At 69.0% G+C, this 13,193-nt stretch carries 14 protein-coding genes; 12 read left to right on the top strand and 2 right to left on the bottom strand.

Annotated features, from left to right (window positions below; genetic code table 11):
• Positions 1-11 precede the first annotated feature (11 nt).
• Positions 12-437 (top strand): permease-like cell division protein FtsX, encoded by a 426-nt coding sequence (locus EV192_RS44445; RefSeq protein ID WP_132124780.1) that lies wholly within the window; start codon positions 12-14, stop codon positions 435-437.
• Here the strand turns inward: EV192_RS44445 and EV192_RS44440 are convergent.
• Positions 375-1,112 (bottom strand): TetR/AcrR family transcriptional regulator, encoded by a 738-nt coding sequence (locus EV192_RS44440; RefSeq protein WP_243727462.1) that lies wholly within the window; start codon positions 1,110-1,112, stop codon positions 375-377. The genes EV192_RS44445 and EV192_RS44440 overlap by 63 nt on opposite strands.
• A gap of 87 nt (positions 1,113-1,199) precedes the next feature.
• On the opposite strand from EV192_RS44440, the gene EV192_RS44435 reads away from it, so the two are divergent.
• The gene (locus EV192_RS44435; RefSeq protein ID WP_132124779.1) at positions 1,200-2,690 is read left to right on the top strand and encodes an FAD-dependent monooxygenase; all 1,491 of its coding nucleotides are present in this window, start codon (positions 1,200-1,202) and stop codon (positions 2,688-2,690) included.
• Between the two features lie 11 nt (positions 2,691-2,701).
• On the opposite strand, the gene hemW is transcribed toward EV192_RS44435, so the two are convergent.
• Positions 2,702-3,919, bottom strand: coding sequence for a radical SAM family heme chaperone HemW (gene hemW / locus EV192_RS44430; RefSeq protein WP_243727461.1), 1,218 nt, complete (start codon positions 3,917-3,919; stop codon positions 2,702-2,704).
• Positions 3,920-4,215: 296 nt separating this feature from the next.
• Here hemW and EV192_RS44425 point away from each other — a divergent pair, with 296 nt between their 5' ends.
• The 10 genes from EV192_RS44425 (at position 4,216) to EV192_RS44380 (ending at position 13,190) form a co-directional block, all read left to right on the top strand.
• Positions 4,216-5,898 (top strand): nitrite/sulfite reductase, encoded by a 1,683-nt coding sequence (locus EV192_RS44425; RefSeq protein WP_132124777.1) that lies wholly within the window; start codon positions 4,216-4,218, stop codon positions 5,896-5,898.
• Between the two features lie 36 nt (positions 5,899-5,934).
• Positions 5,935-6,090 carry an Insertion element protein gene (locus tag EV192_RS44420; protein WP_132124776.1) on the top strand — a complete coding sequence of 52 codons (156 nt, stop codon included), beginning with the start codon at positions 5,935-5,937 and terminating at the stop codon, positions 6,088-6,090.
• On the top strand, positions 6,087-6,788 hold the full coding sequence (locus EV192_RS44415) for a phosphoadenylyl-sulfate reductase (RefSeq protein ID WP_132124775.1): 702 nt from the start codon (positions 6,087-6,089) through the stop codon (positions 6,786-6,788). Before EV192_RS44420 ends, EV192_RS44415 begins: the two co-directional genes overlap by 4 nt.
• 10 nt (positions 6,789-6,798) lie before the next feature.
• Positions 6,799-7,704, top strand: coding sequence for a sulfate adenylyltransferase subunit CysD (gene cysD / locus EV192_RS44410; protein WP_132124774.1), 906 nt, complete (start codon positions 6,799-6,801; stop codon positions 7,702-7,704).
• 4 nt (positions 7,705-7,708) lie between these two features.
• Positions 7,709-8,998: a sulfate adenylyltransferase subunit 1 gene (locus tag EV192_RS44405; RefSeq protein ID WP_132124773.1), complete on the top strand. Its 1,290-nt coding sequence runs from the start codon at positions 7,709-7,711 to the stop codon at positions 8,996-8,998.
• A gap of 62 nt (positions 8,999-9,060) precedes the next feature.
• Entirely contained in the window at positions 9,061-10,074 is a 1,014-nt protein-coding gene (locus tag EV192_RS44400; protein ID WP_132124886.1) for an ABC transporter substrate-binding protein, read from the top strand.
• 5 nt (positions 10,075-10,079) lie between these two features.
• A complete protein-coding gene (locus tag EV192_RS44395; RefSeq protein WP_132124772.1) occupies positions 10,080-10,868 on the top strand; it encodes an ABC transporter ATP-binding protein in 789 nt (262 codons plus the stop codon).
• A complete protein-coding gene (locus EV192_RS44390; RefSeq protein ID WP_132124771.1) occupies positions 10,855-11,742 on the top strand; it encodes an ABC transporter permease in 888 nt (295 codons plus the stop codon). The genes EV192_RS44395 and EV192_RS44390 overlap by 14 nt, the downstream gene beginning before the upstream one ends.
• Entirely contained in the window at positions 11,739-12,473 is a 735-nt protein-coding gene (locus EV192_RS44385; protein ID WP_132124770.1) for a sirohydrochlorin chelatase, read from the top strand. The genes EV192_RS44390 and EV192_RS44385 overlap by 4 nt, the downstream gene beginning before the upstream one ends.
• A gap of 54 nt (positions 12,474-12,527) precedes the next feature.
• Positions 12,528-13,190, top strand: a complete 663-nt coding sequence (locus EV192_RS44380; RefSeq protein WP_132124769.1) for a hypothetical protein — start codon at positions 12,528-12,530, stop codon at positions 13,188-13,190.
• The last annotated feature ends 3 nt before the right edge of the window (positions 13,191-13,193 follow it).

Raw genomic sequence — 13,193 nt, 5'->3', positions numbered from 1 at the left:
ACAGTCGTCGGGTGAGCCGACGGCTGTTGATCTTCTCCCTGCTGGGTGTGGTGGTCGCCGCAGCCGTCGTGACGGTCGTGCTGGTCACCTGGCGTAGCGAGTCGGTCGCGGTGGAGCCGCCGTGCGTGGAGGTCGACGTCGGCTTCACGAGCGACGCGAAAATGCGCCAGGGCACCGACGACCTGAAGAAGAACCCTCAGGTCGGCGAGGCCGTCGGGGAGACCCGCGCGCAAGGGTACGAGCGGTACCGCACGAAGTACGCGGGCGACCCGTCGATGTTGAGCATGTTCGACCCGGACACGTATCCCGCGAACGTCCGGGTGACACCAGCGCCCGGGGTGGACCGCGAGCAGCTCAAAGTCGAGCTGCGCCGGTCATTCCCGAGCGCCAGCATCCAGGACCCCTGCAACACCCCCACCATCCGCCCCGCCCACTAGACCGGCGATGAACGTGTCGATCGCGAACTCCAGGCGGTCCCGCGCGGTGTCCCCGGAGAACAGCGGGCCGATGGCGAGCAGGTTCGGGAACGTCCCCGGCGGCAACGACTTCATGTAGTCCACCATCTGCCGGACCCGGTCGGCGATGTCCGTCTGGTCCACGCCGGCGGACTGCCAGATGCCGACCTCGGCCGCGAACGCCTTGCAGTACAGGCCGAGCGCGTCGAACGCGAACGCGGCGTGCCGTTCGGAGAGGCCGCCGGCCCGCAGGAACCCGAGCATCGCCTCGCCGTGCCGCAGGCTGTTGGGGCCGGTCGGGATCATCGCGTTCATCACGACCTGCGCGATCCCCGGATACGCGACCATGGCCTTGACCTGCGCCAAGCACAGGTCCTTGAGCTGACCGCGCCAGCGCGCCGGGTCGGGCTTGGGCAGATCGATGTCACCGAGGATCCGGTCGAACATCAGCTCGCACAGTTCCTCACGGTTGCGGACGTGGGCGTAGAGCGACGCCGGTCCGGTGTTGAGCGCCTGGGCCACGCGGCGCATCGAGAGCGCGTCCAGACCTTCCTTTTCCAGCAGTTTCAGTGCCGTGTCCACGATCAGGTCACGGCTGAGGGGTTGGCGCGCGGGCTTGCGTTGCGCCGAGCGCCATGGCGGTTCGGGGAGCTCCACGGGAACACTGTACTTGACACGAACGCTGTTCGTTAGTAGAACTGTATTCGTCACACGAACGGTGTTCGTTCGCAAGGGAGAGGGATCATGCGAGTTCTTGTTGTGGGTGCGGGGCTGTCCGGGCTGTCCACCGCGATGTACCTGGGGCTGCACGGGGTGCAGGCGCTCGTGGTGGAGCGGCACCCGTCCACGTCGATCTACCCGAAGGCGCGTGGCCAGTTCCCGCACACCATGGAGGCGCTGCGGCTGGCCGGGGTCGACCAGAAGATGGTGGCCGCGTCACCGTCGGACCAGACCTTCAAGATCGTGATCGCGGCCAGCGCCGCCGGCCCGGTGTTCAAGGAGATCCTGGTGGACCAGCTCGGTCCGGACCTGTCCGCGCTGTCCACCGCGGTCTGGGCGGGCTGCAGCCAGGAACGTGCCGAACCGGTCCTGGCCGAGCGGGCCCGCGAACTGGGGGCCGAGATCCGGTTCGCCACCGAACTGGTCGAGTTCCAGCAGGACGACGACGGGGTCACGGCGACGCTGCGCGACCTCACGACCGGCGAGACCAGCGAGATCCGTGCCCCGTACATGGTCGCGGCGGACGGCCACCGCAGCCCGATCCGGGCCGCGCTCGGCATCGGGCACCACGGCCGCGGTGTCCTCGGCACGGGCACCGGCGTGGTCTTCCGCGCCGACCTTGGCGACGTCATCCCCCCGAACGCCCTGGTGTACCTCCAGAACCCGGAGCTGCCCGGGGGCGGCGGGTCGCTGGTGACCACCGACGAGCCCAGCCAGTACGCGGTCAGTGTCGGCCTTGGCGACCACGACTGGCTGAAGGTGATCCGCACCGCGACCGGGATCCCCGACCTGGCGGCCGAGGTCGTCCAGCACGGCATGACCAGCACGGACATCAAGCACTCGGTGGCCGACCGGTTCAGCGATGGCCGGGTGCACCTGGTCGGCGACGCGGCCCGGGTGATGCCGCCGACCGGCGGGTTCGGCGGGAACTCGGCCATCATGGACGGCTTCCACCTGGCCTGGAAGCTCGCGATGGTGGTCCGTGGCGAGGCCGGACCGGGCTTGCTGGACAGCCACGACCCGGAGCAGCGGCCCTGGTCGGACTTCATCGCCGAGCAGCAGTACACCGCGTACGTCGAGCGGATGCGCCCCGACCTCGCCGACGACACGTTGGCGTCGCCGGTCGACCCGGTGTCCAAGCTGTTCTTCGGCTACCGCTGCCTCAGCGACGCCGTGATCCTCGAACCCGACGACGACCGGGAACTGTTGGAGAACCCCGAGGAACCCACGGGCCGGCCCGGCTCGCGCGCGCCGCACGTCATGGTCGACGGGAAATCCGTCGTGGAGCTGTTCGGCCGCGGGTTCGTGGTCCTGACAGGTGCGCAACAGTGGGTCGACCGGGCCACCGACCTGGGACTTGACGCGTATCTCGTCGGTGACGAGGTGACCAAGACGTACGGGATCGGGGCCGAGGGCGCGGTCCTGGTCCGGCCCGACTTCGTCATCGCCTGGCGGTCGATGCAGGGCGAAGGTGATCTCGCGTCAACGCTCGACCGCGTGCTCAGCCGGGTGTGAGCGCCGGCTCGTCAGGGCAACAGCCGCCGGACGATCCCGTCCGCCAGCAAACGCCCTTCGTCGGTGAGCACGGCGCGGCCGGCGTCGAACGCCCACTGGCTCAGCAGGCCGTCGGACACCGCGACCTTCGCCTCGGCCACGCCGGACTCGTCCAGCACGTCCAACGGAAGTCCTTCGGCCAGGCGGAGTTCCAGCAGCACCCGCTCGACCCGTCTGTCCTCTTCGGACAGTACCTCCCGGGCGGCGGCCGGAGATCGGCCGGCGGCCAGCACTTCCGCGTACTTGGCCGGGTGCTTCACGTTCCACCACCGCACGCCGCCGACGTGGCTGTGTGCTCCGGGACCGGCGCCCCACCAGTCGTCGCCCCGCCAGTAGCCCAGGTTGTGCCGGCAGCGCGCGGCCACCGAAGCCGCCCAGTTCGACACCTCGTACCACCGGAAGCCGCTGGTCGAGAGCACGGAGTCGACCTGTTCGTACCGTTCGGCGAGCACGTCGTCGTCCGGCGGGGGCAGTTCGCCGCGCCGGATCCGGCGAGCCAGCGCGGTGCCCTCCTCCACGATCAACGCGTACGCGGACACGTGGTCGACACCCGCGTCCAGCACGGCGTCCAGCGAGGCCTGCAGGTCGTCCGGTTGTTCACCGGGGGTGCCGTAGATGAGGTCGAGGTTCAGGTGCTCGAAACCGGCCGCTCGGGCCTCGGTGGCGGCGGCCACCGGACGTCCTGGCGTGTGCGTCCGGTCCAGTACGGAGAGCACATGCGGCGCCACTGACTGTGCCCCCAGGGACACCCGGTTGTAGCCGGCGCGCAGGATGCCCGCGAAGAACTCGGGCGATGTGGACTCCGGATTGGACTCGGTGGTGACCTCCGCGGCCGACGACAACCCGAACGAGCCGCGCACGGCGTCCAGTACTGCGGCGAGACCGGACGCGCCCAGCAGGGACGGTGTCCCGCCGCCGACGAACACGGTGTCCACCACCGGCGGGGTCCCCAGCACCCGGGCGGCCAGGTCCAGTTCCCGCCGCAGGCCCTCCAGCCACGACTCCGGCGAAGCGGATGTGCCCAGCTCACCGGCGGTGTAGGTGTTGAAGTCGCAGTATCCGCAGCGGGTCGCGCAGAACGGCACGTGCACGTAAACGCCGAACGGCCTCCGGCCCAGACCGGCGAGCGCCTCGGCCGGCAGCGAACCGTCGGCGGGCGCGGGGTCACCTGGGGGAAGTGTGGAGGCCACCGCACAAGTGTCCCATCCCGGCCCGCTCGTCAAGTGCGGTGACACTCGTCCCAGCATGCGGATGCCGGTAGACCACTTGTTGGACGCATGGCACGCTGGGCACATGTCCGCTGTCGTGTTGGTCCTCCTGGTGGTCCGCCGCCACGTGGATTTCCTGCGCGTCAACAGCGACTTGTGCCGGCGCTGAGTCCTACGCCGGACAACTGTTTCTTCCGCCGGCGTCGGGTTCGCCGGTTTCTTCCCTGTTCGCGGGGGATGGCGCACGCGACCGCCCAGATCCCGAAGGACGCCATCGGATGGCACCGCCAACCACCACCCCCAAGCGAGCCAAGCAGCGTCGGGGCGAGGGACAGTGGGCACTCGGCTACCGCGAACCGCTCAACCCGAACGAGCGCAGCAAGAAGGACGACAACCCGCTCAACGTCCGCGCCCGGATCGAGACGATCTACGCCAAGGGCGGCTTCGACTCCATCGACCCGGCTGACCTGCGCGGCCGGTTCCGCTGGTTCGGCCTGTACACCCAGCGCAAGCCAGGGATCGACGGTGGCCGCACGGCCACGCTTGAGCCCGAGGAGCTCGACGACGAGTACTTCATGCTGCGGATCCGGATCGACGGCGGCGCGGTCACCACCGAGCAGCTGGCCATCATCGGGGAGATCTCGCAGACGTACGCGCGCGACACCGCGGACATCACCGACCGGCAGAACATCCAGTACCACTGGATCCGCATCGAGGACATGCCGGCCATCTGGGACAAGCTCGAAGGCGCCGGGATGACCACGATGGAGGCGTGCGGCGACAGCCCGCGCGTCATCCTGGGCTCCCCCGTCGCCGGGATCGCCGAGAACGAGGTGCTCGACGGCACGCCGGCGATCGACCGGATCAAGGACACGTACGTCGGCGACAAGGCGTTCTCGAACCTGCCGCGGAAGTTCAAGACGGCCATCTCGGGCATCCAGGACGTCGCCCACGAGATCCACGACGTCGCGTTCGTCGGCGTCGTGCACCCCGAGCACGGGCCAGGGTTCGACGTGTGGGTCGGCGGCGGCCTGTCCACCAACCCGATGATCGGGCAGCGACTCGGCGCCTGGGTCCCACTCGACGAGGTGCCCGACGTGTGGGCCGGGGTGATCAGCGTCTTCCGCGACTACGGGTACCGCCGGCTGCGGCACCGGGCGCGGATCAAGTTCCTGGTCGCGGACTGGGGGCCTGAGAAATTCAGGGAAATTCTCGAATCCAAGTACCTGGGCCGGGCGCTCGTCGACGGCCCGGCACCGAAGGTCCTCGACCGGCCGGTCGACCACATCGGCGTGTACCCGCAGAAGGACGGGAAGTTCTACGTCGGCGCCGCGCCGATCGCCGGCCGGGTCTCCGGCTCGGTGCTGGTGGAGGTCGCGAAGGCGGCCGAGCGGGCGGGGTCGCGGCGGGTGCGGTTCACCCCGCAGCAGAAGCTGCTCGTGCTGGACGTGCCCGAGGGTGACGTGCCCGGCCTCAAGGCCGAACTGGGCAAGCTGGGCCTGCAGGTCGACCCGTCGCCGTGGCGGCGTGGCGTGATGGCGTGCACCGGCATCGAGTTCTGCAAGCTCGCGATCGTCGAGACGAAGGCCCGCGCGGCGGACCTGGTGGCCGCGTTGGAGACGCGACTGGCGGACGTCCAGGCCGGTATCGCGGACCCGGTGACTGTGCACATCAACGGGTGCCCGAACTCGTGCGCCCGGATCCAGACCGCGGACATCGGGCTGAAGGGCCAGATCGTCACGGACGGCGACGGCAACCAGGTCGAAGGCTTCCAGGTGCACCTCGGCGGCGGCCTCGGGCTGGACGCCGGGTTCGGCCGGAAACTGCGTGGCCACAAGGTGACCGCCACCGAACTGGCCGACTACGTGGAACGCGTGGTGCGTAACTACGTCAAGCAGCGGACCGAGGGAGAACGGTTCGCGCAGTGGGTGGGGCGGGCTCACGAGGATGACCTCAAATGAGTGCCTGCCGACGTGCTTGTCTCAGCGGAGGCAGCAATGAGTGACAGGGCCACACCGTTCTACTGCCCCTATTGCGGCGAAGAGGATCTTCGCCCGCAGGAGGAGCCACATGCCGCCTGGCTGTGCAACGACTGCCGCCGGGTGTTCACAGTGAAGTTCGTGGGGATCTCGGTGGGACAGGTGAGCAAGTGACGACCGCGACACGGGACGAACTGAAGGAGTTGGCAGCCGCCGCCGAGGTCGAACTGGCCGACGCCGGCGCGGCCGAGGCGCTCGAATGGACCGCGAAGACGTTCGGGGACAACTGGATTCTCGCGTCCAACATGCAGGACGCCGTGCTGATCGACTTGGCAGTCCAGGCGAAGCCGGACTTCGACGTGCTGTTCCTGGAAACCGGGTACCACTTCCCGGAGACCATCGGCCTGCGGGACGCGGTCGGCGCGACCTACTCCGGCATCAACATCATCAATGCCATGCCGGACAAGACTGTCGCCGAACAGGACGCCGACGAGGGACCGAACCTCTACGAGCGTGAGCCGGACCGGTGCTGCGCGATGCGCAAGGTCGTGCCGTTGCGGCGGACGTTGGCGAACTACGCCGCCTGGGTCACCGGGGTACGCCGGGTGGACGCGCCGACCAGGGCGAACACGCCGATCGTGCAGTGGGACGACCGCAACGGCCTGGTGAAGGTCAACCCGATCGCGCCGTGGACCGACGAGGAGTTCCGCCAGTACATCGACGAGCACGGCATCCTGGAGAACCTGCTGGTGGCCGAGGGATACCTGTCGATCGGGTGCGCGCCGTGCACGGCGAAGGTCGAGGCGGGCGCCGACCCGCGCAGCGGCCGTTGGGCCGGTCAGGGCAAGACCGAGTGCGGACTGCACGGGTAGGGGGACGACGATGACTGTGGCCCTGCGCACAGACAACCTGGACGCCCTGGAGTCCGAGGCGATCCACATCTTCCGTGAGGTGGCGGGCGAGTTCGACCGGCCGGTGATCCTGTTCTCCGGCGGCAAGGACTCGACCCTGCTGCTGCACCTGGCGATCAAGGCGTTCTGGCCGGCGCCGGTGCCGTTCCCACTGTTGCATGTGGACACCGGGCACAACTTCACCGAGGTCATCGAGTTCCGGGACAAGGTCGTCGACCAGTACGGCCTGCGCCTGGAAGTCGCCCACGTCCAGGAGTGGATCGACGACGGCCGACTGGCCGAGCGCCCGGACGGCACCCGCAATCCGCTGCAGACCGTCCCGCTGCTGGACACCATCACCGAGAACAAGTTCGACGCGGTGTTCGGCGGTGGCCGCCGGGACGAGGAACGCGCCCGCGCCAAGGAACGGATCTTCAGCCTCCGCAACGCGTTCGGCCAGTGGGAGCCGCGCAGGCAGCGTCCCGAACTGTGGAACCTGTACAACGGGCGACACCGGCCGGGGGAACATGTGCGGGTGTTCCCGCTCTCGAACTGGACCGAACTGGACGTCTGGAACTACATCGCGCGCGAGAACATCGAGTTGCCGTCCATCTACTACGCGCACCAACGGGAGGTCTACCTGCGCGACGGGATGTGGCTGGCCGAAGGCCCGTGGGGCGGCCCGCGCGCCGACGAGACGCTGCAGGCGCGGACTGTCCGGTACCGGACGGTCGGGGACGGCTCGTGCACCGGCGCGGTCGAGTCGACCGCGGCCGACATCGAGCAGGTGATCGCCGAGGTGGCCGCGTCCCGGCTGACCGAGCGCGGCGCCACCCGGGCCGACGACCGGCTGTCCGAGGCGGCCATGGAAGATCGCAAGAGGGAAGGTTACTTCTAAGCCGATGAGCGATCTCCTGAGGCTCGCCACCGCCGGCAGCGTGGACGACGGAAAGTCCACTTTGGTCGGACGGTTGCTGTACGACACCAAGTCGGTGCTGGCCGACCAGCTCGACGCGGTGCACCGGGCCAGCGTCGACCGCGGACTCGCCGGCCCGGACCTGTCCCTGCTCGTGGACGGGCTGCGGTCCGAACGCGAGCAGGGCATCACCATCGACGTCGCGTACCGCTACTTCGCCACACCACGGCGTTCGTTCGTCCTCGCGGACACGCCCGGTCACGTGCAGTACACCAGGAACACCGTCACCGGCGCGTCCACCGCGCAGCTGGCGATCCTTCTGGTGGACGCGCGTAAAGGTGTTATCGAGCAGACAAGGCGACACGCGGCCGTCTTGGCGCTGCTTGGCGTGCCTCGGCTTGTGCTGGCGGTCAACAAGATCGACCTCGTCGACTACAACGAGTCCGTGTTCGCCTTGATCGCCAAGGAGTTCGCAGCCCACGCGGCCGCGCTCGGCTACAGCGAGTCGGATGTGGTGACGGTCCCGGTGTCCGCCCTGGTCGGTGACAACGTCGTGGAAAGGTCCGCGAACACACCTTGGTACACCGGGCCGACCCTGTTGGACCACCTGGAGACCGTGCCCGTCGAACCGGACCCGCACCACGTGCCGTTCCGGTTCCCCGTCCAGTACGTGATCCGCCCGCGCACGCCGGAACACCCGGACTACCGCGGTTACGCCGGCCAGGTGGCGGCCGGGACGGTCCGGCCCGGCGACGAGATCGTCGTGCTGCCCTCGGGCGGTCGCAGTCTGGTGGAACGGATCGACACGCCGGACGGCGAACTGGCCGAGGCGACCGCGGGCCAGTCGGTCACGTTGATCCTGTCCCACGATCTGGATATCTCGCGCGGGGACTTGATTTCCACCGCGAGTGCTCCCCCGACCGTGACCGACGAGTTCGGTGCGACGCTGTGTTGGTTGGCGGACAAGGATTTGCGGCCCAATTCGCGAATTCTTCTCAAGCACGGCACGAAAACCACCCCAGCCTTCGTGACGGAATTGATCTCGCGTTTCGACGAACAAAAGCTGTCCAGTGTGGAGTTTCCCGAATCGTTGCAATTGAACGAGATCGGCCAGGTTAGGCTGCGTACCGCCGAACCGCTGCCAATCGACGACTACACCGTCAGCCGCAGGACCGGGGCGTTCCTGGTCATCGACGCGGGCGACGGGACCACACTGGCCGCGGGCCTGGTCGGCGCGCCGCTCCCGGTACGGGACGCGGTCTCCCCTGGACCCTGAACTCCCCGAGAGGACCTTCGACCGTGAGCACCAGACGCACGCTTCGCTTACTCGCCGCCGCGATGGCGGCCTTGTCCCTGGCAGCAGGGTGCTCGCGCGCGGGCGGCGGCGACAAGCCCGCGCCGGCCGCGGCGCAGGGCGACGCGACCGAGGTCCGGATCGGGTACTTCCCGAACGTCACGCACACACCCGCGATCATCGGGGTGAAGAAGGACTTCTACACCAAGGAACTCGGCTCGACGAAGCTCACCACGCAGACGTTCAACGCGGGTCCGGACGAGGTCAACGCGCTGCTCGGCAAGTCATTGGACATCGCGTTCATCGGGTCGGGGCCAGCGATCAACGCGTTCACCAAGTCGACCGGCTCGATCCAGCTGATCTCCGGCGCGGTGTCCGGTGGCGCGCAGCTGGTGACCAAGCCGGACATCACGTCCCCGGACCAGTTGGCCGGCAAGAACATCGCCACCCCGCAGCTGGGCAACACGCAGGACGTGGCGCTGAAGAAGTTCGTCGCCGACAAGAAGCTGCAGGGTGTCAAGATCACCAACCTGGACAACCCGAAGACGCTGGACGCCTTCAAGAAGGGCGAGGTGGACGGCGCCTGGCTGCCCGAGCCGTGGTCGTCGCGGCTGGTGCTGGACGCGGGCGCGAAGGTGCTCGTGGACGAGAAGACCCTGTGGCCGAACGGCCGGTTCCCGACCACGGTGATCATCGTGCGCAGCGAGTTCCTGCAGCAGCACCCGCAGACCGTGCAGGCGATCCTGCGGGGCCACCTGAAGGCGATCGACTGGGCGAAGGCCAACGAGGCCGACGCCAAGACCGTGGTGAACAACGCGCTCAAGGAGCTGGCCGGCAGCTCGCTGTCGCAGCCGGTGCTCGACCGGGCGTTCAGCGCGATCGAGCAGACCGCCGACCCGATCGCGTCGACGTTCGGCCAGCTGGCCAAGGACTCGGTGACCGCGCAGATCGTCAAGACTGTCGCGGACCTGAAGGGGTTCGCGGACTTCAGCGCGTTGAACGAGGCATTGAAGTCGCTGGGCAAGCCCGCGGTGGACGCCGCCGGCCTGGAGAAGTAGGGGACATGACCGCGACACTCAGTTCGTCCGAGCACGTTCAGTCGGCTACCGCGGTGCGGCTCACCGGGGTCGGCAAGGTCTTCGGCCGGGGCCAGCGGGCGGTGGCGGCGCTGGACGGGGTGAACCTGAGTGTCGCGCCCGGCGAGTTCGTCTGCCTGCTCGGCGCGTCCGGCTGCGGCAAGACGACGCTGCTCAACCTGGTCGCCGGGTTGGACGCGCCGACGGCGGGCACGATCACGCTGAACACGTCCCGGCCGGCGGTGATGTTCCAGGAGGCCGCGCTGATGCCGTGGCTGACCGCGGGCCGCAACATCGAGCTTCCGCTGCGGCTGGCCGGGTTCGGCCGCGCCGACCGGCAGTCGAAGGTCGCCGAGCTGCTGGATCTGGTGCGGTTGAGCGGATCCGGGCACAAGCGGCCGCATGAACTGTCCGGCGGCATGCGCCAGCGGGTGGCGTTGGCGCGCTCGCTCGCGGCGACCCAGCGGGTGAAGGGCACGGACGAGCCGGCGCTGCTGCTGATGGACGAGCCGTTCGCGGCGTTGGACGCGATCACCCGGGACGTGTTGCAGGGTGAGCTGCTGCGCGTCTACGAACGGACGGCGACCGCTGTTCTCTTTGTGACGCACGATGTCCGTGAGGCGGTCCGGCTCGGGCAGCGGGTGGTGCTGTTGTCGTCCCGGCCTGGCCGGGTCGTCCAGGAATGGTCCACTGAGGACGTCACGGACACCGAGGAGTTGACCGAGGAGATCACCGGCCGGCTGCGTGAGGTGATCAGCACCCATGCCGGACGTTGACGTTCAGGACCGGGACGCCCAGGACCAGGTCGGTGCCGGCCTGGACGCCCTGGACACGCCCACCACCGGTGCGGACGGACCGCGGTGGCGGCGGTTCGCCCGCGCGGCGCTGCCTCCGGTGGGCGCGCTGGTCGTGCTCATAGCGGTCTGGCAGGCGTTGTGGGCGGCGGCGATCTGGCCGGAGTTCCAGCTGCCGTCGCCGCTGGCGGTGTGGGCGAAGTTCGAGGACCTTGTCCAAACCGGACAGATCGCCGAGGTGCTGTGGACGTCCATTAGCCGCGCGGTGCTCGGTTTCCTCGCCGGCCTGGTGATCGCCACTCCCCTCGGCCTGCTGGTGGCCAAGGTCCGGGTGGTGCGGGCGGCGATCGGGCCGCTGCTGAGCGGGCTGCAGTCGCTGCCGTCGGTGGCGTGGGTGCCGGCCGCGATCCTGTGGTTCGGCCTGAAGGACGGGTCGATCTACTTCGTCGTGCTGATGGGTTCGGTGCCGTCGATCGCGAACGGCCTGGTCGCCGGGATCGACCAGATCCCGCCGATCCTGCCCCGGGTCGGCAAGACCCTGGGCGCCGGCCGGCTCGCCTCGGCCCGGCACATCCTGTTGCCGGCCGCGTTGCCCGGATATCTGGCCGGGCTCAAGCAGGGCTGGGCGTTCTCGTGGCGGTCGCTGATGGCGGCCGAGCTGATCGCGCACAGCCCGGACCTGGGCCTGGGGCTCGGCGCGTACCTGAACCAAGGGTCGTCGTACAACGACATGCCGATGGTGATGGCCGCGATCTTCCTGATCCTGCTCGTCGGGGTCGGGATCGAACTGCTGGTGTTCCGCCCGGTCGAACGGGCCGTGCTGCGGGCCCGTGGCCTGACCGGAGCGTTGACGTGATCCCCCTGGTGGCGGTCGCCCACGGCAGCCGCGATCCCCGGTCCGCCGCCCAGGTCGCGGCGCTGGTGGACGTGGTCCGCGCGCTGCGGCCCGGCCTGGACGCCCGGGTGTCCTTTTTGGACCTCTCAGCGCCTCGGCTGACCGACGTGCTCGCCGGCGTGCGCGGCGAGGTCGTGGTCGTGCCGTTGCTGCTCGGCCGGGCGTATCACGCCAAAGTGGACGTTCCAGCCATCGTCCACGAGGCGGGCCGCCGGTCACCGCGGCTCTCGGTGACCGTGGCCGAGGCGCTCGGCCCTGATCCCCGGCTGGAGTCGGCGGCGTTGCGCCGGCTCACCGCGGCCGGGGTCCGGTTCGACGACCCGGCGCTCGGTGTCGTGCTGGCCGGCGCCGGCTCCTCGGACAACCGAGCGAACGCTTCCGTCGCCGCGATGGCCCAACGCTGGAGCGCCCAGACCGGCTGGGCCGGCGCGATCGCCGCCTTCGCCGCGACCGTGCAGCCCGATGTGCCCGCCGCCATCGCCAAGCTGCGGGCCCGTGGCGCCGAGCGGATCGCGGTCGCCTCCTGGTTCCTGGCGCCCGGACTGCTGCCCGACCGGGTCTACACCGCCGCCCACGACGCCGCCCCGGACGTCCTACTGGCCGATCCGCTGGGCGCCGATCCCGGCGTCGCCGAGCTCGTCCTGCAACGGTATGACGACACCTTGCGCGCATCCCTTGAGCGCACCGGGTGACCCAATTCGTCGATAGGATGAGGCGTTTCTGTCGATAACCGTCAGGAGATCGTCATGAAAGCCGCATTCTTACGTATTCTTGTCGCGGTCTTCGTCCTTTTCGTCGCTGTTCTGACACCCAACGCGAACGCGACGACCGTGGTGTTCAGCGAGAACTTCCAAACCACGCCGACCGGCCCACTCGGTGCGCCATGGAGCATTTCCCAGGCGGGTGCGAGCACCGCGGTGGTGATGGACACATCGGATCATGGGCGGGTTCTGGAATTACGCGGAAGCACCACGCTCGGGGACTTTCTGATCGCGTCCCGGTCGCTCAGCTCGTCGGCCACGGAAATCCTGGAAAGCTACGCGATCAAACCGAGCGCGGGCTCGGCCTTCGTCACCGCGTTCAACGGCGCCGGTTCGTCCATCGGCGCCCGCAGGGTCCGGTTGCAGCGCGCACCCGGCTCGAACACCCTGGTGGCGCAGACATCGCCGTCAGGTTCGACCGACTGCACGAACCTCACGTCCGGCGTCTGGTCGACGGTGACGCTGAAAGTGCACGCCACCACCTTGCCGCACACCTTCGACGTTCTGGTGAATGGCGCGGCGACAAGCTGCACCGGAATCACCACCGGGCTCAGCGCGCCGTTCAACGGGCTCAACGTGATGGACGCGTCCAATGACGGCTGGGGCGGCAAGGTCCAGTTCGACGACTTCCTCGTCACCACCCCGTAGCGG

The sequence above is a fragment of the Actinocrispum wychmicini genome, assembly GCF_004345645.1.
In the GTDB taxonomy this organism is placed as follows: domain Bacteria; phylum Actinomycetota; class Actinomycetes; order Mycobacteriales; family Pseudonocardiaceae; genus Kibdelosporangium; species Kibdelosporangium wychmicini.
This window is presented reverse-complemented; position numbering and strand designations above follow the sequence as displayed.